Genomic DNA, 24,957 nt, shown 5'->3' with positions numbered 1-24,957 from the left:
GAACGGGCGGGAGACCGAGCCGGCTCACGGCGTCAAGCGCCAAGGACCCAACGGCTTCCCGCCCACCCCATCATGACAGACTTTCCAGACACAGGGACCCATACGCCGCGGCCTCTCGATGGGGCACGCGGGGAGACGCCGTGCACAATCGCTAGCGGTCGTGGTTATGGGTCCCGGCCTTCGCCGGGACGACGCCGTGGAGAAAGCCTGGCCCCTCACGACGACTTCCTGATCTTGAAGCTCGCCAGATAATCGTCGGGCTTGGCCGGATCGAACGTCTTGCCCATCACCGAGAACGACTTGTATGACGTCGCCGGCGGCGAAAGCCCCATCTCGGCCATCACCTTCCTCGTGTCGGTCGCCAGATAGACCTGCTCGGCGACCGCCTTGTAGTCGACGTCGCCCTTGATCTGGCCCCAGCGTTTCATCTGCGTCAGCATCCACACCGCAAAGGACTGCCAGGGGAACGGATCGAAGTCGACGCGCTTCGGATCGGTCTTCACGCCGCCGAGGCCATCGGCATAGGTGCCGGTCAACACCTGCTCCAGCACCGTCACCGGCGCGTTGATGTAGTTGGCCGGCGCGATCGCCTCTGCGATCTGCTTGCGGTTCTCGGCCTTCGATGCGTAGCCGGTGGCATCGACGATGGCGCGGGTCAGCGCCGCGAAGGAATTCGGCGCCGTCGTGATGAACTCCCGGCTGGCGGCAAAGCTGCAGCAGGGATGGCCGTCCCAGATCTCCTTGGAGAGGATGTGCAGGAAGCCGACCCCGTCATAGATCGCGCGCTGGCAGATATTGTCGGGCGCGAGGAAACCGTCGATGTTGTCGGCGCGCAGGTTGGCGACCATCTCCGGCGGCGGCACCGAGCGGAGCTGCACATCGGTGTCCGGATCGAGCCCGTGCTCGGCGAGATAGTAGCGCAGCAGATAATTGTGCATGGAGTAATCGAACGGAATGGCGAACTTCATGCCCTTCCAGTCCTTCGGATCGCGCTTGTCCTTGTGCTTCATCGCAAGCGTGATGCCCTGCCCGTTGATGTTCTCGATCGCGGGCACGGTGAAGGGTATCGCGTTGGCACCAAGGCCGAGCGAGATCGCGATCGGCATCGGCGCCAGCATGTGGGCGGCGTCGTATTCCTTGTTGATGGTCTTGTCGCGGATCACAGCCCAGCCGGCGGTCTTCACCACCTCGACGTTGAGGCCCTGCTTGGCATAGAAGCCGAGCGGCGCCGCCATGATGATCGGGGTGGCGCAGGTGATCGGGATGAAGCCGACCTTGAGGTCCTTCTTCTCCGGCGCTCCGGCATCGGCGAACGCCTCGGTCGCCGTCTTCAGCGGGAAGAACTCCGACAGCGCGGCGAGCGCGGTCGCAGCGCCGACCGATTTCAGGAAGGCGCGGCGCGCATTGTCTTGCGGAAACACCGCCCGCATCACCGCCGACGCGACGATGCCTTCGTAGCGCGTCTCCTCGCTCACGCCGGCCACCGGTTCGCAGCGCAGCGTATGGGCGGCATGTTCGTGCTCGGCCGTCGAGCGATGCTGGCCGCAGGCGCAACCCGGCCGCGTCAGCGCGCGATCGGCGTCGAAGGGATCGTTAAAGATGGACATGCTGCGCCCCATTGTCGCACCGAACCACAGAGAGCCCCGCGATCCGGTTCATTGATCGGCATCCGGCCGCGTTTTGCGCCGCCGGATGCCGACAAACATGCAGGTTCTATGCCGCCTTGCCGGTGACGACGGCAGCCGTCGGCAAGCCCTCGTCGATCGGCAGCGCGGGGTCGCGTGACCACTCGTTCCAGGAGCCGAAGTACATCCGCACGTCCTTCACGCCGGCGTTCTTCAGCGCCAGGAAGGTGTTCGAGGCGCGCGCCCCCTTGAAGCAGTAGAGATAGACCGGCGTGGTCTGCGAGATGCCGACGGTGGCGCATTCCGCCAGGATCTCGTCCTTCGACTTGAAGCGCGGGCCTTCGGCGGTCGGCTTCATCATCCGGTACCATTCCAGCCACACCGCGCCGGGGATGCGGCCCTTGCGCGGGCAGAAATCCTTGCCGTAGGGCGAGGAGCTTTCGCCGATCCATTCGTCGACGTCGCGCACGTCGAGGATCGCAACGCCGGGCTTGCCGACCGCCCCCAGCATCGCCTTGGCGTCGATCATGATGTCACCGGCCTCCGGCACGATCGCAAAGGAGGCCTTCGGCGGCACCGCAACGTCGGTGGTCACGGGAAGGTCGGCCGCCTTCCAGGCATCGAAGCCGCCATGCAGCACCTTGATCTTGGGGTAGCCGAGCATCGTCAGCAGGTAGTAGCCGCGGCAGGACTGGCCGAAGCCGGAATTCATCGACTGCTCGTAGATCACGGCGGTCTCCTTGCCGGAGAGGCCAGCGGCGCCGAACGCATCGGCGAACTTGGTCTTGAGCTCGTGGATGCCCTCCGGCGTCGAGGTCGCCAGGAACGTGAAGATGTCATGCACATTGACGGCACCGAGCAGATGGCCGGCCGCATAGGCATCCGGATTCCGCGTGTCGATGATGACACACGGTTCTTTCTTGACGAGCTCGGCAAGTTCGCCGGCGGTGATCAGAACGTCCGTCATGGCAGCCTCTCCTGTTTGTGGTTGCTAGTCTTGGTGGTCCCGAACTCTTCTCATGCGTCCGCCAGCATCTTGCGCAGCTGCTTGGTGGCGGGCGTGACGATGGCGACGAAATAGGCCTCGCGCAGCCTGCGCTGGGCGCGGTGGCTCATCAGATAGCCGCGCGCGCCGCAATGGAGCATCGCACCATGGGCGAACGCGACGCTGGCATCGCCGATCCGCAGGCGCAGCGCGACGACGCGGCGCCAGTAGCTGTCATCGGTATTGTAGGGGTCGCTCGCCAGCGCCATCGCCTCCTTCTCGAACTCGGCATAGAGCTCGCGGAATTGCAGCGGCTGCTGCGGCAAATAGCGGTTGACGTGACCGAGCGGCGCATGGACCTCGTCCATGATGTTGATGCAGTCCTTCATCAGCCCGAGGCCCATGCCGGCCTGCAGCAGGATGAAGCCGGCGCGGATCCTCGTGACGAACGGCGCGGCCGGTTCGGCCAGGATCAGTTCGTCCGGCACGAACACGTCGCGAAACTGCACGCCGTAGGTGCCGGTGCCGTCCATCGCCAGGAACGGCTTGCAGGGCGTCAGCGTGATCGCGGGATCGGAGCAATCGGCAAGGAACATCACCGTTCCGCCCGGCTCGCCCTTGGCGCCCTCGTCCTCGCGCTCGAAGATCGTGCCGAAGTAATGGTCGGGCCCGAGGTTCGACACCCAGGGCAGCGCGCCACGGACGATGTAGCCGCCCTCGACCTTGCGGCCCTTCAGCTTCAGCCGCTCGATGCCGAAGAAGCTCTTCATCGGGTTGGACAGCCCGGTGCCGCCGAGCGCGCGCCCGCTGGAGAAGCAATTGCCGAAGCGCGCGGCGAGCTTCATGTTGGTCGAATTGGCGACGTACCAGACCAGCGTGTTCTGGCACCACGCCATGAAGGCGGTGGCGCCGCAGACCTCGCCGAGCGCAGCCATCGACTGGATCGCCCAGCGCAGGTCGGCAGGCCCCTCCTGCGGCACGTGGCTGCTCCAGGCGCCGACCTTGCCGAGCCGGCGCAGGAATTCGCCGGGATAGACCGAGCCGGCATCGACCGCGGCTGCGATCGGCGCCAGCTCCTGACGGGCGAGACGGGCAACCTCGTCCGCAATGGTCGGTGCGGGATCTTGAGCTGCGACCCGCGATAAAGCCAGTGAACCCATGGATGATCTCCGCACCTTGAATTGCCGGTCGGGCGTTTACGCGCTGACCTCGAGATTGACGGGACGGGTGAAGGTGTTGGCGACCGGCGACCACTTCTTCACATGCGCCACCAGCGCATCGATCTCGCCTTGCGGGACACCCTCGCATTCCATGTCGACCTTGACGCGGACGTCGGTGAAGCCGACCGGCTTCTCGCTGACGTCGCCGGTGCCCCACACCGCGGTGATGTTGAGATCGCCCTCCAGCTCCAGCTCGAGCTTGTTGACGGTCCAGCCGCGATGCACTGCGTTGGCGTGCAGGCCGACCGCGAGGCAGGAGCCGAGCGCGGCGAGCGAAGCCTCGGAGGGATTGGGCGCGGTGTCGTCACCGAGCAGGCCCGGCGGCTCGTCGACGATGTAGGGCGCGAGGTTGCGGATGTAGTTGGCGTGGCGGAACTTGCCTTCGGCCACCGTCTTGCACTTCAAGGTCTTGATCACCTTCGGGTTGGCCTTGCCGTTGGCAATCAGCTGCTCGAGCCCGCCTCTGTCGATCGGCGCGAGGCAGCCGGTCAGTGCGGTTTTCTGGGCGACAGCGGTCATCAGTTTTCTCCCTGGGAGCGATGGATTTGGTCAGGATACCGAACGGTCTGTTTCCTGCACGAAGCGTGCCAGTCCGACCCAAAAATAAAAGGCGAAATCCGGCAGACGCTTAGCTGTGCTTGCCTGCGGATTGATCAGCGCGCGGCTGCTCAAACGCGGTGCATCTGCCGCGCCGCAGCGACTATTTTGAGCGCAGGACGGCGCACATGCCCGCCCCCGTGAAGATGCGGCTTGATGATTCTGCCGCGCTCCGATTTACTGCCGCGCATGGCCAAATCGCTTGCGAAGAAAAAACCTGCCGCGGCGTTCACCGCCGGCGACGATGAATCGGCGCGCGGGCGCCTGCTCAATGCGGCGACGCATCTGTTCTGCAAGAACGGCATCAACGCCACCGGGATCGATGCGATCATCGACGAGGCCGGCACCGCGAAGACCACGCTCTACAAGCTGTTCGGCTCGAAGACCAACCTCGTGCATGCGGTGCTGGAGAGCGAAGGCAAGCAGTGGCGCGAATGGTTCATCGGGGCGATCGAAGCCGGCGGCGGCGATCCGCAGACCAAGCTGGCGCGGATCTTCCCTGCCCTGAAGACCTGGTTCGCCGAGGAGCGCTTCTACGGCTGCCCCTTCATCAACGCGGTCGCCGAGCACGACAAGGACGCCAAGCAGTTCCGCAACATTGCGCTGAAGCACAAGAAGGTGGTGCTGGCGCATATCGAGAAGCTTGCAAGTGAAATGGGCGCGACTGAGCCGGCCGTGCTCGCGCACCAGCTCGCGCTGCTGATCGACGGCGCCATCGTCGCTGCCATGGTGTCCTGTGACCCCGGCGTCGCCGACACCGCAGGGCTCGCCGCGAGCAATCTGTTCGCGCCGGCCAAGGCGAAGAAGCCGAAGCGCGCAAGCGAACTCGAGACAGTGTAGTCCGGCCTCTCTCTCGGCATCCTGCTACGCTAAGGATTCGTCACGTCATTGCGAGCGAAGTGAAGCAGTCCATCGCGCGACAAGCGGAGGCATGGATTGCTTCGTCGCTGTCGCTCCTCGCAATGACGAGAACGGATCGACAGAACCTACAGATCGAAATTCGTCGGCAGCATCACGACGTCGCGGATGGTCATGCCGCGCGGCCGGGTCAGCATGAACATCACGACCTCGGCCACTTCGCCGGCTTCCAGCAGGCTGCCCGCCGCCTTGGCCTCCGCGAGCTTCTCCGCCGGCCAGTCGGCAAGCAGCGCGCTGATCACGGGCCCCGGCGAGATCGAGCCGACGCGGATGCCGTGCTTGAATACCTGGCGCCGCACCGTCTGCACGAAGCAGTTGATCGCCCATTTCGACGACGCATAGACCGGCTCCCACGGCGTCGGGAAATGCGCCGCGAGCGAGCTGGTGACGATGATGTCGCCGGTCGCCCGCGCGATCATGTGCGGCAGCACGTCGTGCACGTTCTTCATCACGACATTGACGTTGAGGTTCAGCATCCGGTCGATCGCGCCGCTATCCGCATCGACGAGGTCGCCGCCGACATAGATCCCGGCATTGGCGTGCAGGATGTCGAGCTGGCCGGCCTGCTCGAGCACGAGCGGCAGCAGGCTCGCGCACGCCTTCGGGTCGAGCAGGTCGATGACCAGCGGGATCACGGCATCGCCGTGCTTGGCGACGAGCGCTTGCAGCGCAGCCGCGTCACGGTCGACCATCACCACGCGCGCGCCGGCCGAAAGCATCGCCTCGCTGCTCGCCAGTCCAATGCCCGACGCCGCCCCGGTGACGGCTGCCACCTTGCCTTCCAGTTGCTTCGCCATCGTCTCCACCCCGTCAGGTCACTGCGGCACGCATGGCAGCACATCACGGCCGTGCTGTCAGCTCACCATGCGATGAGCGGCGGCGCGCCTATCCGGTCACATGCGAAGCATCGGCGGCCGCGTGGCGAAGCGGCGCCGCAGCCATTTTGCCGCCGGCCCCGCCGGCCGCTGCTTGTGCCAGACCACTTCGAGCGCGACGGGATGGGCGCCTTCGTCGAATTCGAGTTCGGGAATGGCAAGATCATCGGCAATCTGCGAGCTCGCCATGATGTGGGCCGGGATCAGCGCCCAGCCGACGCCCTGCTTGAGGATCTGCAGGATCACCCAATGGCTCTCGACCCACCACACCTCGGCTGCGACACGCAACCGGTGCCGCTCCGTGCCTTCGTTGCGCACCGTGACCATGATCTGGCGGTGCCGCTTCAGCTCCTCCCAATCCACCCGGCCCTGCGCCAGCGGATGGTTCTTGCCGCAGACGAGCTGCAGCGGCACCCAGCCGATGGTCTTGAAGCCGAGCTCGGGCGGCAGCTGCTCCTGCCGCCACATCACGCCGACATCGGCCTTGCCGTCGAGCACGAGGCGGCTGACGTCCTCCATGATCGGAAACAGCAGCTCCAGCTCGACATGGGGAAAGCGTTTGGCGAATTCCGCAAACAGCTCGCCGACCGCGCTCTCCGGATAAAGCTCGTCGATTGCCACCACCAGGCGCTTCTCGACATGCGCCTCGAAACTGCTGGCAACCCCGATCAGGTGCTCGCGGCGATCGAGGATCAGCCTGGCTTCCGGCAACAGCCGCGCACCCGCTTCGGTCAGCACCGGGTTGCGACCGGCGCGATCGAACAGCGCGATGCCGAGATCGGTTTCCAAATTGGCGACATGCGTGCTGACCGCCGATTGCGCTTTCTTCAACAGCCTTGCCGCACCTGAGAACGAGCCCTGCTCGGCCGCCGCCACGAAGGATTCAAGCTGGTCCATGGAGACGGACATCTATCTCTTTTTCAGATGCTATATAACTTTGTACTGGCACAATATCAGATAGAAACTCGGTCGCAATGACGAGAATGTTTTCGAGCGCAGCGGCTACCGGTTCGCGTGAAGAAAACGCGTCAAAACAAGAACTTAGAAAGGGTTTCAAAATGATCATGCGTTCCTTCTCCGACCGGATCAGGCACGCAGTCCTGTTCGAGCTGATCGGTATCGCCATCTTCACGCCGGCGGCCGCCTGGCCCATATGGGCGTCATCGGCATCGTCTCGGCGACGGTGGCGACGGTCTGGAACCTGCTGTTCAATCTCGGCTTCGACCACGCGCTGATCCGCGTCACCGGCCGTGTCGCCAAGACGATGCCGATCCGGGTCGCGCACGCGATGCTGTTCGAGGCCGGCCTGATCGTGCTGCTGATCCCGTTCGTCGCCTGGTACCTCGGCGTCTCGCTGTGGGCCGCGCTGATGATGGATATCTCGATCGTCGCGTTCTATCTGGTCTACGCGTTCGTGTTCAACATCGCCTACGATCGCATCTTTCCGGTGCGTGAGCCGGGCACACACGATCGCACGGCCAGCCGCGCACTGCCGGCTTGAGCGGCCGTGGCGCGGCCATAAGCAGACGCGGCTTGGCGGCCTGAGTTCGCTCCCGGATGCAATTGGATGCCGTCAGCTCACAATAGCGACATTCGCCGCCGTGAGCGAACCGGCCGTTGCAACGTTCAGCCACACCGCCGTGTCGCCATCGACCTGAATGACAAAATAGGCACCGTTCTGATAGGCGTGCTGGAGAACATCGGCGAATGACGTGAAGCCGGAGCCGTTCAGCTGCACGACATCCGTGGCTGAGTCCCAATCCTGGATCACCTGGACGCTCGGCGCGTCGCTGGAGACAAAAATGTTGTTGCCGCCACCACCGAAATAGTAGTTTACGCCGGTGCCGCCATCGAAATAGTCGTTGCCGGCACCGCCGAGCAGCACGTCGACGCCGCCCCCGCCATACATCGTGTCGTCGCCGTACCCGCCATACAGGTAGTCGTTGCCCTGGTTGCCGTACAGATAATCGTAACCGTCGTCGCCATTCTGGATCGAGGAACCGCGCGTCGCGACGATGACGTCATTGCCAGCGCCGCCGTAGCCGTTGCCGCCATCGCCGCTGCCCATGTAGAGCCAATCGTTCCCCTCGCCGCCCTCGAGCAGATCGACGCCCTGATCTCCGACCAGGGTGTCGCTGTCGTTATCGCCGTACAAGGTGTCGTTGCCGGTTCCTCCGTAGAGCAGATCCTTGTCGTAGCCGCCGAACAGCAAATCATTGCCGGCATCACCGGACAGAATGTCGTTACCGAACCCGCCATAGAGGCCCGACGCCAGCGTGGTCGCGCCGATGCCCGCACCGACGGCGATCGTGCGCCCGTCATCGTCACCTTCGCCCCCGAACATGATATCGACGCCGCTGGCACCCCATAACGCATCGCTACCGACGCCGCCGTCGGACCGGTTCTCGCCTTGCGGTGCAGCTATGTTGTCGCTGTAGATGAAGTCGTCGCCGCTTCCGCCGTACTGATAGCTGGTGCCGAGCGTATCGACAGTCCGGATTTCGTCGTTGCCGTCGCCGCCATAGAAGGCGCCGGACGCGGCGCCAAAGAACAGACCATCGAGGAAGTCGTTGCCGGTTCCGCCGTCGAAATAATCGAAGCCGGGCACGGTGCTGCCCAACGTGTCGTTGCCCTGCCCGCCGTACAGCGCATCATAACCATCCGAGAGCGGTGGGAAATCGTCGGCGTCACCGCCATAAAATACCGGCACGTTGCCTCTACCTCTGCGTCATCAAAAACATTGCTATATCATCGCATCTTGCAACGTCCGAACGACAAGCGATAGCGGGGATGGCGGCGCCCCACGCGTGGTAAGCTGTCACAGGCAGCAAGGGCGCTCACTCACAACATGCGGGCGCGCCTGGTCAGTCAAACCCTGAAGCGCCGCTCCGCACCCTGACACCGCGCCGATATTCCTGATCGTAGCGACTCCACACAAGTTCCACAGCACCGCGCTCATAGACTGGTTTGATCCAGCCTGGGTGCTGTGGAATGCTGCAAGCCGATAGGCCCGTCAGAGGCCTGCCAAACGGCCAACAAAGCCAAACGGCCAACAACAAGAAGCGGAGGACTACAATGACAAGAGCAAGTTCGATCCAGCCAACCCGCCGTCATCTCATCAAGGGCGTAGCCGCCACATCGGCCACGCTGCTGCTCGGCAGGCCCGCGATTGCCAAGGGTAAGACCGAGATCGTGATCGGCAACATCGACGCCTATTCGGGACCGGCTGCGGTCTATTCGTCGATCGGCCGCACCCCCGGCGGCTATTTCAAGATGATCAACGAGCAAGGCGGCATCAACGGCCGCATGATCCGGTACATCACCTATGACGACGCCTACAGCCCGGCCAAGACCGTGGAACAGGCGCGCAAGCTGGTCGAAGGCGACGAGATCGACGTGCTGTTCGCGCCGCTCGGCGCGCCGACCAATGCGGCGATCATGAAATACATGAACCAGAAGAAGATCCCGCACCTCTTCATCGCCTCCGGCGCCACCAAGTTCGGTGACTACAAGAACTTCCCCTACACCATGGGTTTCCAGCCCTGCTACCAAATCGAGGGCCGCGCCTTTGCGCAGCACGTGCTGTCGACACAGAATGATCCGAAGATCGGCATCGTCTACCAGAACGACGATTTCGGACGCGACGTGCTGAAGGGTTTCAGGGACGGTTTGGGCGCCAAGACGTCGGCGATCGTGGCCGAGCTATCGTATGAGACCGCGGACCCGACGATCGACAGCCAGGTGGTCCGTTGCAAATCCGCCGGCGCCAACGTGTTCATGAGCATGACCACGCCGAAATTCGCCGCGCAAGGCATCAAGAAGATCGCCGAGCTCGGCTGGCAGCCGGCGCATTACATCGGCAACAACGCCTCCTCCGCCGGCTCGACGCTGAAGGCCGCGGGCTTCGACGTGTCCAAGGGGATCATTTCGAGCGCCTATCTGAAGGATCCGGTCGATGCCGCCTGGGACAGCGATCCCGCGATCCAGAAGTGGCGCGCCTTCCTCGACAAATACGATCCGGCGGCGGCCAAGAACGACATCTACGCCGTCACCGGCTACCTCACCAGCCAGATCCTGGTCCAGGTGCTCAAGCAGTGCGGTGACGACATGTCGTCCGAGAACATCATCAAGCAGGCGGCGAACCTGAAAGAGGTCGAATCCGACATGCTGCTGCCAGGCATCAAGATCAACACCTCGCCATCGGACTACTATCCGCTCGAGCAGTTGCAGCTGACGCGCTTCAGCGGCGAACGTTATGAGCCGATGGGATCGGTGATCGACGGCGGCATCTCGAAGGCCTGATCGCGGCGCCGCGCAGGGCGCGCACTCGACATCGTGAGCACGCGCCCGCCTTCGGCCCTATCCTGGCAAGCCCTCAGTAGTCCCAATAGGCCGGCACCCAGCGGAAGGCATCACCCTCCACCGCGACATGGCCGACCGACGGGAACGGCATATGGGTGGCGACCAGCAGCTCGCGGTTCGCCGCCAGCTCGCGCAGCAGACGGATGCGGGCGCGGGCCGCCTCCTCGGGGTCGTGTTCGAAGCCGTTGTGCCAATCGGGATGCTCGAATCCGACGGCGAATACGAGATCACCGGCGAAGGTCAGCCGGTCGCCGCCGGACGCCAGGCGAACCACGCTGTGCCCGGGGGTATGGCCGCCGGTGCGAGAGATGACAACGCCCGGTGCCACCTCGTGCTCATCCTTGAAGGTGCGCAGCTGGTTGCGGTACTCGTTCACGAACCGCTTGGCGGTCGCGCGCAGCGCGTCCGGGAATCCCGGCGGCATCGCGACGCGGGAGAAATCGGGCGCCTCCCAGAACTTGACCTCGGCTTCCGCCACATGAATCCGCAGGTCCGGACGCAGCTGCTGCTTCACGCCCTCGACGAGCAGCCCGCCAACGTGATCCATGTGCATGTGGGTCAGCACCACGTCGGTCACGGCCCCGAGATCGATGCCGGCCGCCTCCAGACGCTTGATCGTCTGGCCGGCCCGCGGCAGGTGCAGGTCCGGGTCCGAACCCAGCCCGGCGTCGACGAGGATCGTCTTCCCGCCGCTGCGGACCACAACCACGTTCAGCGCCCAGTCGAACGCATCCGGCGGCAGGAACTGATCGTCCAGCCAGGCCGCGCGAACCGCCGGGTCGGCATTGTGCGCCAGCATTTGGGTTGGCAGCGGAAGCACGCCGTCGCTGACCACCAGCACGTCGATGTCACCGATCCGCAGTGCGTAGCGCGACGGCACCAGCTCTTCGGGCTTTGCGGGATGTGAGATGTTGAGGTTCATGTCTGTCTCCTGCTGAGTGTTGGGATCATCAGATTCATTTTCGATGCTCCAGCTTTCGATCCCGTGGCGGAGCCTGGGCGGGCCGCACGTCCCGCGTACGAAGCGCGGTCAATGCTGGTGATGGTCTAGCTGATCAGGTCTGGCGCTGCGCCAGAGCGGTTGCCGTTGCTGTAGAGCGATTGCGGCGAACGCATCTGCGGATGCCTGTTGGAAGTTCATGCGGGGCTTCATGGCCGGTCTCCTCCAGGATTGAAGACGGTCAGTGGCCGCCGCCGCCATCGAGACGGTCGGGTTTCGTCAGCATCAGCGCGGCCATCAGCGCGACGATCTGGGATATGCCGAGCAGATAGAAGGTATCGCTGAAGCCGAGGATGAACGCCTGCTTCTGGACCACCTTGCCGATCGCGACATAGGCGTGGTGAACCGCGTCCACCCGGTCGACCACACCATGGCTGATGAAGTACTGCGTGAGTTGATCGAGCCGGGCCCTGGTCGCCTGCTCGAACATCGTGACGTGCTGGGTGAGCACGTTGGAGTGATATTGCTCGCGCTTGGTGAGCAGCGTCTGCAGTGCGGCGATGCCGATCGCGCCACCGAGGTTTCGCATCATGTTGAACAGGGCCGAAGCCGAGCCGGCGTTCTCCTGCTCGATCCCCGCGGTCGCAACCGCGGAAAGCGGCGCGAACACCAGTGCCTGACCAAGGGCGCGAATGACATTCGGCCAGAACAGCTGGTCGGCCGCATAGTCGTTCGTCATGTGAATGTTCATGAAGTTCGAACCCCCGAACAACACGAAGCCGACGCCGATCACCAGACGCGGGTCGAAGCGCTTCATCAGGCGAGGCACTAGGGGGATCAGCAGGAGCTGCGGCAGGCCGGTCCAGGCCAGCACCATGCCGATCTGCTCCGAATTGTAACCCTGGATGCGGGACAGGTAGACCGGCAGGACATAGACCGAGCCATACAGTGAAACGCCAAGCAGGAAGTTTGCGAGCACGCCGAACCCGAAATTGCGGCGGAACAGGATGCTCAAATTGAGCAGCGGCCGCTTCACGGTCAGCTCGATTGCCAGGAACAGCGCCAGCGCAACCGCTGCAATCACGGCCAGCCGAACGATGAAGGGCGAGCCGAACCAGTCGTCCTTGTTGCCTTCTTCCAGCACGGTCTGAAGCGCGGCGAGCCCGATCGCCATGGTGACGATGCCGGCCCAGTCGCCCTCGCGCAGCAGCGACAGCTTCATCGGCGCCGCCTCCAGCGAGAAGAACAGCATGGCGATCATGATCGCGCCCGGGACGACGTTGACGTAGAAGATGTATTCCCAGCCGAAATTCTCGGTGAGATAGCCCCCGATGGTCGGACCGATCGCCGGCGCGAAGGTCGCGGAGATCGCAAACATCGCAAGTCCGATCGGCTGCTTCGGCTTCGGCAGCAGCGTGATGATCAGCGTGAACGCCATCGGGATCAGCACGCCGCCGGTGAAACCCTGCACGGCGCGCAGCGCGATCATCTGCGGCAGGTCCTGCGCCAGCGCGCACGCCGCCGAGAACACCAGGAACAGGAATGCGTTGGTCAGCAGATAGAGACGGACAGAGAACACCTGGGCCAGCCAGCCCGAGAGCGGGATCACGACGATCTCGGCGATCAGATAGGACGTCGAGATCCAGCCGCCGTCATCGATGCCCGCACCGATCCCGCCCTGAATATCGGCCAGCGAGGCATTGACGATCTGGATGTTGAGCACCGCCATGAAGGCGCCGAGCGTGGCGCCGCTCACCGCGAGCCAGGTCTTGGCGGAGACGGCGGGATACGCGGACGGGCTTTCGCTCGCGGGAGCGGCGTCGATCGCGGCTTGGAGTGTCGTCATGGTGGCCTCCGTGCGTGCGAGAGTGATGCATCAGTCGGCAGCAGGACCGCCGCCGCGCGTTGCGATCCGCTTCTCGGCGACGCGCTCGGCGACCGCAGCCGACTTGGTGTCGACGGTCGGAATTGCCGACATGCCCGGCCGCAGCAGGCCGCTGAGGCTGTGATCGTCGAGCACGATCTTCACCGGCACGCGCTGCACGATCTTGGTGAAGTTGCCGGTGGCGTTGTCGGGCGGCAGCAGCGCGAATTCCAGGCCGCTGGCAGGCGAGAGACTGTCGACATGGCCCTTCAGCCTGGTCGAGTGGAAGCTGTCGACCCGCAGCTCGACCGGCTGGCCGTTGCGCACATGCGTCAGCTGCGTCTCCTTGAAGTTGGCGACCACATAGACCGCGTCGAGCGGCACGACCGCCATCAGCTGCGTTCCGGCCTGGACATATTGGCCGACGCGGAGCGTGCGCGCGCCGACCGTGCCCGCGACCGGGGCCGTGATCTCCGTGTAGGAGAGGTTCAGCGCAGCCTGCTGCTCGACCGCGCGCGCGCGACTGAGTTGCGCGACCGCCTGCGCCCGCTGGGTCGAGAGCACCTCGATCTTCTTGTTGGCCGCGATCAATCCCGCCTTGCCCTGCTGCAGCTGCGCGCTCTGCGCGCGCAATGCTGCATCGGTCTGCTGGGCGCGCTGGATCGTACCGGCGCCGGACTTCATGAGCTCGTCGTAGCGGGCGCGCTCCTGCTGGGCGAATTTCAGGTTGGCGTCGATCGCATCGACCTCGGCCGCCTGTTGCTCGATCAACGGCTCCTGCAATTCGATCTGTACATTGAGGTTCTTGACGACGGCGTCGGATGCGGCGACGTCCGCCTGCGCCTGCTTCAGCGCGGCCTTGAAGTCGCGATCGTCGATCCGCGCCATGGTTTGGCCGGCCTTGACCGGCTCGTTGTCGGAGACCAGCACCTCGGCGATGTAGCCGGAGACCTTGGGTGCGATGATGGTGGAATCGGCCTTGACGTAGGCGTCGTCGGTCGTTTCCAGATAGCGGCCGGTGGTGATGTAGTAGCGGCCGAAAGCGGCCGCGCCGGCGACGCCGAGCGCCGCGGCAAACGCGAGCGCGGCGCGCCGGGTTGCCAGCCGCGTCGGAGAAGGGCGTGCATTGGTCCGCTGTTCAGCGGCATAGGGAACGGTCGACATGGTATCCTCCGAAGATTGTGGTGCACGAAAGGGGCGCACGCGCGTCGCCGCTCACCGTCGTGGAAAGCTCTGCGGGATCGCCAACGGCGCGAAGTTGTGGACGAATTTGGTCGGCGCTTACGGAGCGCCGCATGCCGGCGCCGATGCCGCCGGCGCGGAGCGTTCACAGGCCGCGTGACAACGCCCGGGCAGCGGCTGGGCGAACCGAAGAGCAACCGGCTGCACCGGCCGCAGAGGCCAGCCGTTGTAAGATGCCGGCGTATCGTCTGTTGTGATGATGGGCGTTGCTGCCATCGAGTGGAGCTCCACCTGTTCGCCCGTGGCCGAGGTGAAGCGGACGCCCAGCGAGAGGCCGTATACGATCGCGCTCGCAATGACCCTGCGCCGCGGCAGGATTGCGGGAAGGGTGAGCCATGTGTTCCGGATCATCGTTGATCTCCATCCATTACGGTCGTGGCGATGGTGATCTATCGGATCGACACGGCGGCTGCCCCAGAGCGGTTGCCGTCGCTGAAGAGCGATTGCGGCTAACGCGCGCGCCGCCGCCAATCGCTCGGCGTTTCGCCGGTCAGCTTCCTGAACGCCGCGGCAAAGGCGGTCTGCGACGCATAGCCGAGCTCCGCCGCAACGGACACGATCGATGCGTCCGTGTCGTGCAGCATGTTCATCGCCTGCTCGAGCCGATACTTGCGCAGCCAGGCATGGGGGGAAAGACCGGTGCTCTCCTTGAAGGCCCGGCAGAAGTGGAAGCGCGACAGGCCGGCGTCCGACGCGAGCGCCGACAGCGACACGTCAGCGTCGCTGTCCGAGCGCAAGCGCTCGATGGCGCGAAGCAGCGCCTTCGGCGTCAACCCTCCCCTGATCTGCTGAACCGCGACCGGCGCGCTGGCATGCGCCACCAGCAGGCGCGTCGCCAGCAACTCCGTCAGTTGCTGCCTGAACAATTTATCCAGCGCGTCATTGCTCTCCAGGATGCCGGCTGCGCTGAGCAGCAATCGAGATGTGACGGCGTCGGGATGCCCCGTGCGCTCCAGGATTTCCTTGGTCGTGCCGCCGTCGACCTCGTCCGCGACGCGCGCCAGCGCGGCGTGCGGAAGATAGAGCTGAACCACGTCGACGGGCTTTGGAATATCCCATCGCGAGCTTGATCCTTCCGGAATGATGATCACGACGCCGGGCCGGAACGTTCCGTTCACGACCGATTGTCCCGCCCGCCGCTCGACGTGCTGCACCGTGCCGTTGTAGGCCATGATGACGTGATGGGTCATCGGCTCGACGACGTCGTGCAACGGATCATGCTTCCAGTGCGCGATCCCGGCGCCCGAGGCATCCAGAGCCATGTGAAACGGCGTGGTCCCGAGCACCCGCGCCATCTCGGCATCGGCGTGACGATGGTCGGCGCTCGGCGCTTCGGCTTGACGCGCCTCGGGCGCGGCCTGCGAATGCTCCGGTGCATCGTGCGGGGTCGGATTGCTCATCGGCTTGTACTCGTATTGCGAGGCCACGCGCGCCACCCGCCCGACTCCACGCCATGGCGTGAAGTCGTTGCGTCGAGTCTGCGGACGTTCGGCCGGTAAATGCTGCGAGCTTTCGCCGCGCGTATTAGGCAAGGAGAACTACGGGTTCTTTCCCAAAACGGCCGTGCTTTGCCCGATCCTGCTGCAAGGTTACGGGGGTGGCGCCTTGTGATGGGAGCAAGCCCATTAGGTCAGCATTGCTGATCGATGCCGGGCGGCGAAAATCATTGCGACAATCGTCCGTTCACAACACGGTCATCATTGCGGTCCATCGGTTACTGACCTAGACCACGGCATCCCGATACCGGACAATGAACGCGACTGAGCAGGCGGTCGGCGAGCGATCTCGTCAGGCTCCTTGCGATGAGACCGAACCACATGACGCAGAGAGGCTTCTACGGCCAGAATGTCCGGCGGTTCTTGCACCTGGACCATGAACCGCCGTCATTGATCACGCGTTCGCTGCGCAACACTGAAATCGCCGTCACGGAGACCCGGGACGATGCTCCCGTGCGGAGCCTTTCCGGCGGGATGATCCTTGAGGACTCCTATGTCGTCAGCCTGAAGCTTAACAACTATCCGAGCTGCGAGCTTTGGGCGCGCGGCAAGTGTGTCACCACGGCCGATATCCAGGCGGGCGCGACATACCTGTACGACATGAAGATCGATCCGCGGTTCGTCATCAACAAGCCATTTCACTCCCTCCATTTTTATCTTCCGCGCTCGGCGCTCGACGGCATCGCCGAGCAGTCCCGCGCACTGCGCGTTGGTGACCTGCCCTGTCAGTTCGGCGCCGGCCATGACGATCCGGTCGTCCGTCACATCGGCGGAGCGCTCCTGCAGGCACTGCGTCGGCCGGTTGAGACCAACCGGCTCTTCATCGATTACACGCTGCTCGCTTTCACCGTGCACGTCGCGCAGACCTATGGCGGAATGCGGCGCCGCGCCGAATCGGCCCGCGGCGGGCTTGCCCCATGGCAGATCAAGCGCGCCCAAGAAAAGCTGGAGTCCGATCTTGGTGGAAAGCTGCTGTTGCAGCAGATCGCGGCCGAGTTTGACCTCTCGGTCAGCCACTTCTCGCGTGCATTTCGAATCTCCACCGGCCTGGCGCCGCACCAGTGGCTGCTTCGCCAGCGCATCGAGGTGGCGCAGCAGTTGATGAGCGTGCGCGAGCTGTCGTTGGCCGAGATCGCAATATCGGCCGGCTTTGCCAATCAGAGCCACTTTACGCGGGTGTTTTCGGCCGCGATCGGCGTCAGCCCAGCCGTGTGGCGCCGCGAATCGTTTGGCGCGTCGCGGGGCGATACCTGATCCCGGACAAAGGCGGGCGGCGTCGACCGCGAAGCCATTCCTTCACAAGGCGGTCATATTGCCATCCGATGGCCTGTGGCCCTAGACCGCGGCATCCCGATACCGGATAATGGCCGCGACTACGCAGGCGATCGACAAGCTGCCTGGCTGCTGGCGACGAGACCGACCGATATGGCACAGAGCGGATTTCACGGTCAGAAGTTCAGGGAGCTTCTGCGCCTTCAGGATGTGCCGTCATCGCTGATCACGCGATCTGTGCGTGGCGTCGAGATCGCAGCCACCGAGACGCGTGACGACAGTCCCGTCCCCGGTCTCTGCGGTGAGGTTGTTCCCGAGGATGCGTATATCGTCAGCCTGAAACTCCGCGACTATCCCGACTGCGAATACTGGGAACGTGGCAAGTGCATCGGAAAGCCGAACATCCGGGCGGGCACGACGTATCTGTACGACATGAAGCACAATCCGCGCTTCGTGATCGAAAAGCCGTTCCACTCGCTGCATTTCTACGTTCCGGCGCTGGCGCTCAACAGCATCGCGGAGCAGTCCGGCGTCCGGCGTGCCGGTCAGCTCGACTGTCAGTTCGGCACCGGCTTTCACGACGAGGTCGTGCATCACATCGGCGCATCGCTTCTGCTGGCGCTGCGCCGGCCGTCGGAGACCAACCAGCTTTTCATCGATCACATGATGCTTGCGCTCACGGCACATGTCGCTCAGGCCTACGGCGGACTGCACAACGAACCGATCGGCGGCGGTCTTGCTCCGTGGCAGGTGAAGCGGGCCTGCGAAAGGCTCGCGTCCGATCTCGGCGGGAGATTCACGTTGCAGGACATCGCGGCCGAGTTGGGTCTCTCGGTCAGCCATTTTTCCCGCGCATTTCGAACATCCGTCGGGCTTCCACCGCACCAGTGGCTGCTTCGCCAGCGCATCGACGCGGCCAAGCAGTTGATGACCGTTCGCGGCCTGCCGCTGGCCGAGATCGCGATATCGGCCGGCTTCGCCAACCAGAGCCACTTTACGCGGGTGTTTTCGGCCGCGGTCGGAGTCAGCCCGGCGATGTGGCGCCGCGAGAGGTATGGCGGATCCGAAGGCAATACGTGATATCGGCCAGCGGCAGGCCGCGTCCGATCAGCGGCGTCTCGCCAGCGAGATCGCGTAGGCGACCGCACGCGCCGCGAAGATTTCATCCTGCGGGTGGCCGATACCTTCGGCGAGATTTGCCGGATCGAAGATCGAGCCGTCGCATGCTTCGTTCGGCTCGACGCCGGTGATCACGATCGTCCCCAGTCGCACGGCTTCGCGATTGTCCTCATCGGGCCATCGGATCGTCGGGTCCATGGTCGGGTCGCCGGGGCGGTCGAGCAGCGCCAGCACGCTGAAGCGGATCTTGCCGGTGGCAACCTGCCGCTCGAGCGCGTCGTGCAGGAAGTTGGCCGACTTCCCGCCGGCCTCCGCCGCGGTCAGCGTCAGATCCCCGCCGACCGGCGCGATCTTGAACTTGATGAACCGGGTCTCGCCCATTGCGTTGGTGGCGGGAAAGGAGTGCACGCCCCAATAGGTCGTGCAGGCAAAGCTCGCAGGCAGCGGCCGGGCGGCGATGTAGTCGGCCTGATGCAGCGTTTCGGGATTGGCGGCAGAGAACGCCTCGACCCTCTCCCTGTCGGGCTTTCCATCGGGCCCCGGGATGCGCACCTCGAGGAACGCCAACATCTGCTCCAGCGTCCGCGCATAATGGACCGGCGCGCATTGCGCGAGGATGTCGGAGCGATGATCGGTGTCGCCGAGCCTGAAGCTGAAGCCGCGCGGCGCGAGGTTGTCGGTATCCGCCACGTCGGGATTGCCATCGCCCAGCGAGAAGCGCGCCAGCACGCGTGATGGCCGCGTGAAGCTCCGCGATTTCGTGACCTCCTCCGCCTGATGCGACGGTATGTAGGTGCCATGGACGCACTGGCCCTTGGCAAAGCTCGCACGCACCTTCGCCGGATTGCCGGCCACCGCTTTCAGGGCGTCGACGATCGACGCGGGCGTGGCTGCCCCCCTCGGCGAGGCGGACATGGCGATCCTGGTTCGATCGTCGGTCATGATGACGATCTACCGGGCCAGGCATGCCGTTGCCCCCGAGCGATTGACATGATTGCAGAGCGATTGCTGTCAATGCAGCAATCTTGCTGGCGGGTGACGACACCGCGTCCTCGTCGTCGTCCTGGCGAAAGCCAGGACCCATTACCCCAAATCTCAATCGTCGCACGGCGCTGGGGCCGCGATCCCGTTCATCACCGAATGCGGTGGTTATGGGTCCTGGCTCTCGCCAGGACGACGCGTGGAGCGAGCCCCTCAAATCCATGCTTACCACGCGCACAGAGTGACAAGCTCACCGCCCCTGCCGAAGCTCCGCCTCCAGCCGGGCCAGCTCGCCGTCGAGATCGCGCTCGACATCGGCGACCTGCATGTCGACCACCCGATAGTCGCGTGCCTCGAGCCAGGCTCTGCGCTTGGCGCGGTCCGTGCCGATGGCCTCGCTCTCGCCGGCGTTGACCAGCTCGATCGCAGTCCGCTGCGCGAAGGAGACGAAGTCCGGGATGTGGCGGCCGACCGGAGTCTGGCGCTTGAATTGGCCGGCGAAGCGGCGGTCCCGCGTCAGCGCCTGCCACAGGATGCGTTCGGCATCGGTCGGGTTGCGGCGGAGCAGCCGGGCGAGCCCGCGCACCGTGCTGGAATTGTCGGCGGTCGCCCCGCCCCCGCCCTGCTCTGCGAGCAGCGCCCGCAGCCTTGTCGCCTGGGCGCCGTCGAGCACCCCGCCCTTGGCCGGGCCCTTGCGGCCCTCGGCGATCGCCATCACCACGCCGTGCAGCGTGTGCATGTCCTGCTTGGTCGGGTCCATCCGGGTGAAGATGTTGCGCAGGTTCACCAGCATGGTGTCGCGCTTCTCGGCCGGCCGCAGGAACTCGACCTTGTCGAGCTCGGCGACGAGGTTGTCGAAGAACGCCTGCATCTGGTGCTGCGAGGCCGGCTCGGACCGCTCCGGCATCGCGAACGGCAACGCGCCCGCGGTCGAGAGCTTGAACCATTCATAGCCCATCAAGAGCACCGCCTGCGCCAGGTTGAGTGAGGCGAACCCCGGGTTGACCGGATAGGTGATGATGCGGTTGGCGAGCGCGACCTCGTCGTTGGTCAGGCCGGAGCGCTCCCGCCCGAACAGGATGCCGGCGCCGCCGCCGGATCCGACATGGCTCACGATCTCCTTGGCCGCGCCTTCCGGCCCGACCACCGGCTTGGCCTGGTCGTGGGCGCGCGCGGTGGTGGCAAACACCAGCGTGAGATCGGCGATCGCTTGCTCGACGGTGTCGAACAATTCGACGGAACCGATGATGTGGTCGGCGCCGGCGGCGGCGCGCTCGGCGGCGATGTTGGGCCAGCCGTCGCGCGGATTGACGATCCGCATCCTACTCAGCGCGAAATTGCCCATCGCGCGCGCGGCCATGCCGATGTTCTCGCCAAGCTGCGGCTCGACCAGGATGACGACGGGACCGGCAAGGTCGTGCCCTGCCTTGGTCTTGTCGGTGCCGGACATCTCACTTCACTTTCTGATTCAACATCTGAAGATTTTGAATCAGCTTCCGAAGCGGCTGATTCAAAGTCTCATCCAGGCCCGCGCAACCAGCTTTGCACCGGTTTTGCGCGAGGCCAATTTCTCCAAGCAGATAACAGGGTTAGCGGCGATTGCGAATCCTCAATCGGAATCCCGATCGCACAACGCGAGGCCTGCGGCTTGCGCGCGCTTCGCCTTCGGATAGGCTATCAACCACAACCAAAGCGAAGCTGTAAAGGCACGCTTGAGACGCCGGTTGAACGGCGAGGCACTTTGGGCCGAAGCACTTTGGGTCGAAGCACTTTTGGGGGAGACGACGATGCGGGGCAGATGGACGCTGGCGATTGTGGGTTTGGTCTTGATCGTGGCGGGGGGCTTGCTCGCCCACCTCACGCAGACCGCAGGCGGCATCCGGATCGAGGATGTCAGGTTCAAGGGCGCCAAGGGCAACACCATGAGCGCCCTGCTCTACATCCCGCCGAACGCCACGGCGCAGATTCCGGCGCCTGGCATCCTCGCCGTTCACGGCTACATCAATTCGCGCGAGACCCAGGACGGCTTCGCCATCGAGTTCGCCCGCCGCGGCTATGTCGTGCTGGCGCTCGACCAGACCGGCCACGGCTATAGCGACCCGCCCTCCTTCGCCAACGGCTTTGGCGGACCTGACGGCCTTGCCTATCTCCGCAGCCTGCCCTTCGTCGACAAGGAGAATATCGGGCTCGAGGGCCATTCGATGGGCGGCTGGACCGTGCTCGCAGCGGCGGCGGCGATGCCCAACGACTACAAGTCGATGGTCCTCGAAGGCTCGTCCACCGGCAAGCCGTTCGCAGCCGAGGGCACCGCGAGCTGGCCGCGCAACACCGCGCTGGTGTTCGCCCAGTATGAGGAATTCCCCGACCTGATGTGGGGCGTCCAGCTGGCCCGCGGCGTCACCACGAGCCCAAAGCTCTGGGCGCTGTTCGGCACCCAGGGCGCGGTCGAGCCGGGCAAGGTCTATGGCGATCCGGCCAACGGCACCGCGCGGGTGCTCTACACCCCCGCGATGACGCACCCGGCCGAGCACATCTCGCATGAAGCGATCGGCTACAGCCTCGACTGGTTCGCCAAGACGCTGAAGGGCGGAACGCCGCGCCCGGTCGACGACCAGATCTGGTTCCGCAAGGAGGTCGGCACGCTGATCGCGCTGATCGGCTTCGTGGCGCTGATGATCGGGACCTTCGACGGACTGCTGGAGGCACCGATGTTCTCCCGCCTGCGGCTGCCGGCGGTTGCCGACGGCACCATGCCGGCGCATCAGGCCGCGAGCGGCCGGCGCTGGACCACGGCGTTCATCCTGTCCGCCTTCATCCCGGCGCTGACCTACTACCCGGCATTCGCGCTGGGCGGCACCTTCGTCACCCCGAGCGCGTTCCTGCCGCAGGGCATCACCAACCAGATCCTGGTCTGGGCCATCATCAACGGCCTGATCACACTGGCCCTGATGTCGTTCGCCCCGAAAGGCGCCAGCCGGGCCGGCCTCGTCGGTCAATCCGTCGTGATCGCGCTGGCCTCGGTCGCGGTGGGCTATGCCGCGCTCTGGCTCGCCGACCTCGTCTTCAAGATCGACTTCAGATTCTGGATCGTCGCACTCAAGTTGATGAGCGCGAAGCAATTCCTCATCTTCCTGATCTATCTGATTCCGTTCACGGCGTTTTTCGTGGTGGCACTGCACGTGCTGCACCGGAATTTCTCGACCATGGATGCGCCGCGCGGTGCGCTGTACCTCACCAACATCCTGGCGCTGACCTTCGGTTTCATCGTGTTGCTGGTGCTGCAATACGGCACGATGTGGCTGACGGGTAAGCTGTTCAACCCGGTCCCGGACCCCGGTTTCGTGCCGCTCTCGACCATCGTCGCGATCCAGTTCGTGCCGCTCTTGGCGATCGTCGCGGTGATCGCGACCTTCACCTGGCGGCGGACCGGATCGAGCCTGCCGGGGGCCCTGATCGCCGGCCTGTTCGTGACCTGGTACATCGTGGCCGGGACCGCCACGCAGGTCCCATTCTAGAGGGGTTCAGGCCGGGAAAACCCGTCCGGGACAAGGATCGGGAGCCGCCGTCAGAATGGCGGTTCTCGGTGAAAAGATGGGCTGAAAGTGCATAACCGGTGCGCTTCCGCCCGTCCCCGGGCGGTGCTATAGCGCAGGCGTATTCCACCCCCGCCGTCAAAAGCGCGCCGTTCCCAAGAGGGCCTCCCCGTCATGGCAAAAATCAAGGTATCCAACCCCGTCGTCGAGCTCGATGGCGACGAGATGACCCGGATCATCTGGCAGTACATCAAGGACAAGCTGATCAACCCGTTCCTGGATGTCGAACTGCTGTATTTCGATCTCGGCATGGAATACCGCGATGAGACCAATGACCAGGTGACCATCGACGCCGCCGAAGCCATCAAGAAGGTCGGCGTCGGCGTCAAATGCGCCACCATCACCCCCGACGAGGCCCGGGTGAAGGAGTTCGGCCTGAAGCAGATGTGGAAGTCGCCGAACGGCACCATCCGCAACATCCTCGGCGGCGTGATCTTCCGCGAGCCGATCATCTGCAAGAACGTGCCGCGCCTGGTTCCCGGCTGGACCAAGCCGATCATCATCGGCCGCCACGCCTATGGCGACCAGTACCGCGCCACCGACATCAAGTTCCCCGGCAAGGGCACGCTGTCGCTGAAGTTCGTCGGCGAGGACGGCACCGTCATCGAGAAGGAAGTGTTCAAGGCGCCCGGCGCCGGCGTCGCGATGGAGATGTACAATCTCGACGACTCCATCATCGATTTCGCCCGCGCCTCGCTCAACTACGGCCTGCTGCGCAACTACCCGGTCTACCTCTCGACCAAGAACACCATCCTCAAGGTCTATGACGGCCGCTTCAAGGACATCTTCCAGGACATCTATGACCGCGAGTTCAAGAAGGAATTCGAGGCCAAGGGCCTGACCTACGAGCACCGCCTGATCGACGACATGGTGGCCTCGGCACTGAAATGGTCCGGCGGCTATGTCTGGGCCTGTAAGAACTACGATGGCGACGTGCAGTCCGACACCGTGGCCCAGGGCTACGGCTCGCTCGGCCTGATGACCTCGGTGCTGCTCACCCCTGATGGCAAGACGGTGGAAGCCGAAGCCGCCCATGGCACCGTGACCCGCCACTATCGCGAGCACCAGAAGGGCAAGGAGACCTCGACCAACTCGATTGCGTCGATCTTCGCCTGGACCCGTGGCCTCGCCCACCGCGCCAAGCTGGACAACAATCCGGAGCTGGCGAAGTTCGCCACCACCCTGGAGAAGGTCTGCGTCGCGACCGTCGAAGAGGGCTACATGACCAAGGACCTCGCGCTCCTGGTCGGCGCCGACCAGCGCTGGCTCTCGACCACCGGATTCCTCGACAAGGTGTCCGACAACCTCGCGAAGGCCATGGCGGCCTGAGGCCGCCGTTTCCCCGAACGACAACAGCGAGCGTGATCATGACCCTCCTCGGCCAGATGACGCTCGCATCCTTGTTGCTCACCGGCTCGGCGGCGCTCGCCGCCGATCCGCTGCCCGACGCCGTCGCGGCGCCGGCCGAGTCTCCCATCCTCACAGTCCATGCCGAAGGCGCACAGGTCTACGAGTGCAAGCCCGTCACCGACGGCAAGCTTGCCTGGTCGTTCCGCGAACCGGTTGCCACCCTGATCGCCGACGGCCGCACGGTCGGCCGGCACTATGCCGGTCCGAACTGGGAGCATGTCGACGGCAGCGCCGTGACCGCGCGCACCGCTGGCAGCGCGCCCGGCACCACCGCCGCAGACATCCCCTGGCTGAAGCTCGAGGTGATTGCCCACCGCGGCAACGGCCTGCTCTCCAGCGTCGCCACCGTGCAGCGGATCAACACCTCGGGCGGCGAGATCAGCGGCCCCTGCGACAAGCCCGGCGCGTTGAAGAGCGCCGCTTATTCGGCGGATTACGTGTTCCTGCGCCGCGACTGA

Annotated in this window: 21 protein-coding genes and 1 pseudogene; 8 read left to right on the top strand and 14 right to left on the bottom strand. The window is 64.6% G+C overall.

Annotated elements, in window-relative coordinates; translation table 11 throughout:
• Positions 1-215: 215 nt before the first annotated feature.
• From BRSPCE3_RS20745 to BRSPCE3_RS20730, 4 genes are all read right to left on the bottom strand, one after another.
• Positions 216-1,607 carry a CmpA/NrtA family ABC transporter substrate-binding protein gene (locus tag BRSPCE3_RS20745; protein WP_244067925.1) on the bottom strand — a complete coding sequence of 464 codons (1,392 nt, stop codon included), beginning with the start codon at positions 1,605-1,607 and terminating at the stop codon, positions 216-218.
• Between the two features lie 106 nt (positions 1,608-1,713).
• A complete protein-coding gene (locus tag BRSPCE3_RS20740) occupies positions 1,714-2,592 on the bottom strand; it encodes a sulfurtransferase (protein WP_244067924.1) in 879 nt (292 codons plus the stop codon).
• Positions 2,593-2,642: 50 nt separating this feature from the next.
• Positions 2,643-3,770 (bottom strand): acyl-CoA dehydrogenase family protein, encoded by a 1,128-nt coding sequence (locus tag BRSPCE3_RS20735; protein WP_244067923.1) that lies wholly within the window; start codon positions 3,768-3,770, stop codon positions 2,643-2,645.
• Positions 3,771-3,806: 36 nt separating this feature from the next.
• On the bottom strand, positions 3,807-4,349 hold the full coding sequence (locus tag BRSPCE3_RS20730; RefSeq protein WP_244067922.1) for an OsmC family protein: 543 nt from the start codon (positions 4,347-4,349) through the stop codon (positions 3,807-3,809).
• Between the two features lie 267 nt (positions 4,350-4,616).
• On the opposite strand from BRSPCE3_RS20730, the gene BRSPCE3_RS20725 reads away from it, so the two are divergent.
• Complete coding sequence (locus BRSPCE3_RS20725) at positions 4,617-5,267, top strand: TetR/AcrR family transcriptional regulator (protein WP_244067921.1); 651 nt, start codon at positions 4,617-4,619, stop codon at positions 5,265-5,267.
• 146 nt (positions 5,268-5,413) lie between these two features.
• Here the strand turns inward: BRSPCE3_RS20725 and BRSPCE3_RS20720 are convergent, their stop codons facing one another.
• The 3 genes from BRSPCE3_RS20720 to BRSPCE3_RS20710 all read right to left on the bottom strand — a co-directional run bounded on the left by BRSPCE3_RS20720 (position 5,414) and on the right by BRSPCE3_RS20710 (position 7,286).
• Positions 5,414-6,142: an SDR family oxidoreductase gene (locus BRSPCE3_RS20720; protein WP_244067920.1), complete on the bottom strand. Its 729-nt coding sequence runs from the start codon at positions 6,140-6,142 to the stop codon at positions 5,414-5,416.
• A 96-nt stretch (positions 6,143-6,238) separates the two neighbouring features.
• Positions 6,239-7,129 carry a LysR family transcriptional regulator gene (locus BRSPCE3_RS20715; RefSeq protein WP_244067919.1) on the bottom strand — a complete coding sequence of 297 codons (891 nt, stop codon included), beginning with the start codon at positions 7,127-7,129 and terminating at the stop codon, positions 6,239-6,241.
• Entirely contained in the window at positions 7,104-7,286 is a 183-nt protein-coding gene (locus tag BRSPCE3_RS20710) for a hypothetical protein (RefSeq protein WP_244067918.1), read from the bottom strand. The genes BRSPCE3_RS20715 and BRSPCE3_RS20710 overlap by 26 nt, the downstream gene beginning before the upstream one ends.
• On the opposite strand from BRSPCE3_RS20710, the pseudogene BRSPCE3_RS20705 reads away from it, so the two are divergent.
• Positions 7,285-7,721: pseudogene (locus tag BRSPCE3_RS20705) on the top strand (PACE efflux transporter). The gene BRSPCE3_RS20710 and the pseudogene BRSPCE3_RS20705 overlap by 2 nt on opposite strands.
• A gap of 72 nt (positions 7,722-7,793) precedes the next feature.
• On the opposite strand, the gene BRSPCE3_RS20700 reads toward BRSPCE3_RS20705, so the two are convergent.
• Positions 7,794-8,930, bottom strand: coding sequence for a calcium-binding protein (locus BRSPCE3_RS20700; RefSeq protein WP_244067917.1), 1,137 nt, complete (start codon positions 8,928-8,930; stop codon positions 7,794-7,796).
• 365 nt (positions 8,931-9,295) lie between these two features.
• Here BRSPCE3_RS20700 and BRSPCE3_RS20695 point away from each other — a divergent pair, with 365 nt between their 5' ends.
• Positions 9,296-10,522, top strand: a complete 1,227-nt coding sequence (locus BRSPCE3_RS20695; RefSeq protein ID WP_244067916.1) for an ABC transporter substrate-binding protein — start codon at positions 9,296-9,298, stop codon at positions 10,520-10,522.
• A 73-nt stretch (positions 10,523-10,595) separates the two neighbouring features.
• Here the strand turns inward: BRSPCE3_RS20695 and BRSPCE3_RS20690 are convergent, their stop codons facing one another.
• From BRSPCE3_RS20690 to BRSPCE3_RS20675, 4 genes are all read right to left on the bottom strand, one after another.
• Positions 10,596-11,504, bottom strand: coding sequence for an MBL fold metallo-hydrolase (locus BRSPCE3_RS20690; RefSeq protein ID WP_244067915.1), 909 nt, complete (start codon positions 11,502-11,504; stop codon positions 10,596-10,598).
• A gap of 259 nt (positions 11,505-11,763) precedes the next feature.
• The gene (locus BRSPCE3_RS20685; protein WP_244067914.1) at positions 11,764-13,368 is read right to left on the bottom strand and encodes an MDR family MFS transporter; all 1,605 of its coding nucleotides are present in this window, start codon (positions 13,366-13,368) and stop codon (positions 11,764-11,766) included.
• Between the two features lie 30 nt (positions 13,369-13,398).
• Entirely contained in the window at positions 13,399-14,550 is a 1,152-nt protein-coding gene (locus tag BRSPCE3_RS20680; protein ID WP_244067913.1) for an HlyD family secretion protein, read from the bottom strand.
• A gap of 527 nt (positions 14,551-15,077) precedes the next feature.
• The gene (locus tag BRSPCE3_RS20675; RefSeq protein WP_244067954.1) at positions 15,078-16,028 is read right to left on the bottom strand and encodes an AraC family transcriptional regulator; all 951 of its coding nucleotides are present in this window, start codon (positions 16,026-16,028) and stop codon (positions 15,078-15,080) included.
• 417 nt (positions 16,029-16,445) lie between these two features.
• Between BRSPCE3_RS20675 and BRSPCE3_RS20670 the strand changes: the two genes are divergently transcribed.
• On the top strand, positions 16,446-17,378 hold the full coding sequence (locus tag BRSPCE3_RS20670; RefSeq protein WP_244067912.1) for an AraC family transcriptional regulator: 933 nt from the start codon (positions 16,446-16,448) through the stop codon (positions 17,376-17,378).
• 171 nt (positions 17,379-17,549) lie between these two features.
• Entirely contained in the window at positions 17,550-18,476 is a 927-nt protein-coding gene (locus BRSPCE3_RS20665; protein ID WP_244067911.1) for a helix-turn-helix domain-containing protein, read from the top strand.
• A gap of 27 nt (positions 18,477-18,503) precedes the next feature.
• On the opposite strand, the gene BRSPCE3_RS20660 is transcribed toward BRSPCE3_RS20665, so the two are convergent.
• Together BRSPCE3_RS20660 and BRSPCE3_RS20655 are read right to left on the bottom strand one after the other, a co-directional pair.
• The gene (locus BRSPCE3_RS20660; RefSeq protein WP_244067953.1) at positions 18,504-19,430 is read right to left on the bottom strand and encodes a catalase family peroxidase; all 927 of its coding nucleotides are present in this window, start codon (positions 19,428-19,430) and stop codon (positions 18,504-18,506) included.
• Between the two features lie 316 nt (positions 19,431-19,746).
• Positions 19,747-20,946: a TrmJ/YjtD family RNA methyltransferase gene (locus BRSPCE3_RS20655; protein WP_244067910.1), complete on the bottom strand. Its 1,200-nt coding sequence runs from the start codon at positions 20,944-20,946 to the stop codon at positions 19,747-19,749.
• Between the two features lie 337 nt (positions 20,947-21,283).
• Between BRSPCE3_RS20655 and BRSPCE3_RS20650 the strand changes: the two genes are divergently transcribed.
• The 3 genes from BRSPCE3_RS20650 to BRSPCE3_RS20640 all read left to right on the top strand — a co-directional run bounded on the left by BRSPCE3_RS20650 (position 21,284) and on the right by BRSPCE3_RS20640 (position 24,957).
• On the top strand, positions 21,284-23,011 hold the full coding sequence (locus BRSPCE3_RS20650; protein WP_244067909.1) for a S9 family peptidase: 1,728 nt from the start codon (positions 21,284-21,286) through the stop codon (positions 23,009-23,011).
• A 192-nt stretch (positions 23,012-23,203) separates the two neighbouring features.
• Positions 23,204-24,418: an NADP-dependent isocitrate dehydrogenase gene (locus BRSPCE3_RS20645; protein ID WP_244067908.1), complete on the top strand. Its 1,215-nt coding sequence runs from the start codon at positions 23,204-23,206 to the stop codon at positions 24,416-24,418.
• Positions 24,419-24,456: 38 nt separating this feature from the next.
• A complete protein-coding gene (locus BRSPCE3_RS20640) occupies positions 24,457-24,957 on the top strand; it encodes a DUF3455 domain-containing protein (RefSeq protein ID WP_244067907.1) in 501 nt (166 codons plus the stop codon).

The organism is Bradyrhizobium sp. Ce-3 (genome assembly GCF_022835695.1).
GTDB lineage: Bacteria > Pseudomonadota > Alphaproteobacteria > Rhizobiales > Xanthobacteraceae > Bradyrhizobium.
The sequence above is the reverse complement of the archived record's forward strand: the minus strand, read 5'-3'. Positions and strand labels throughout refer to the sequence as shown.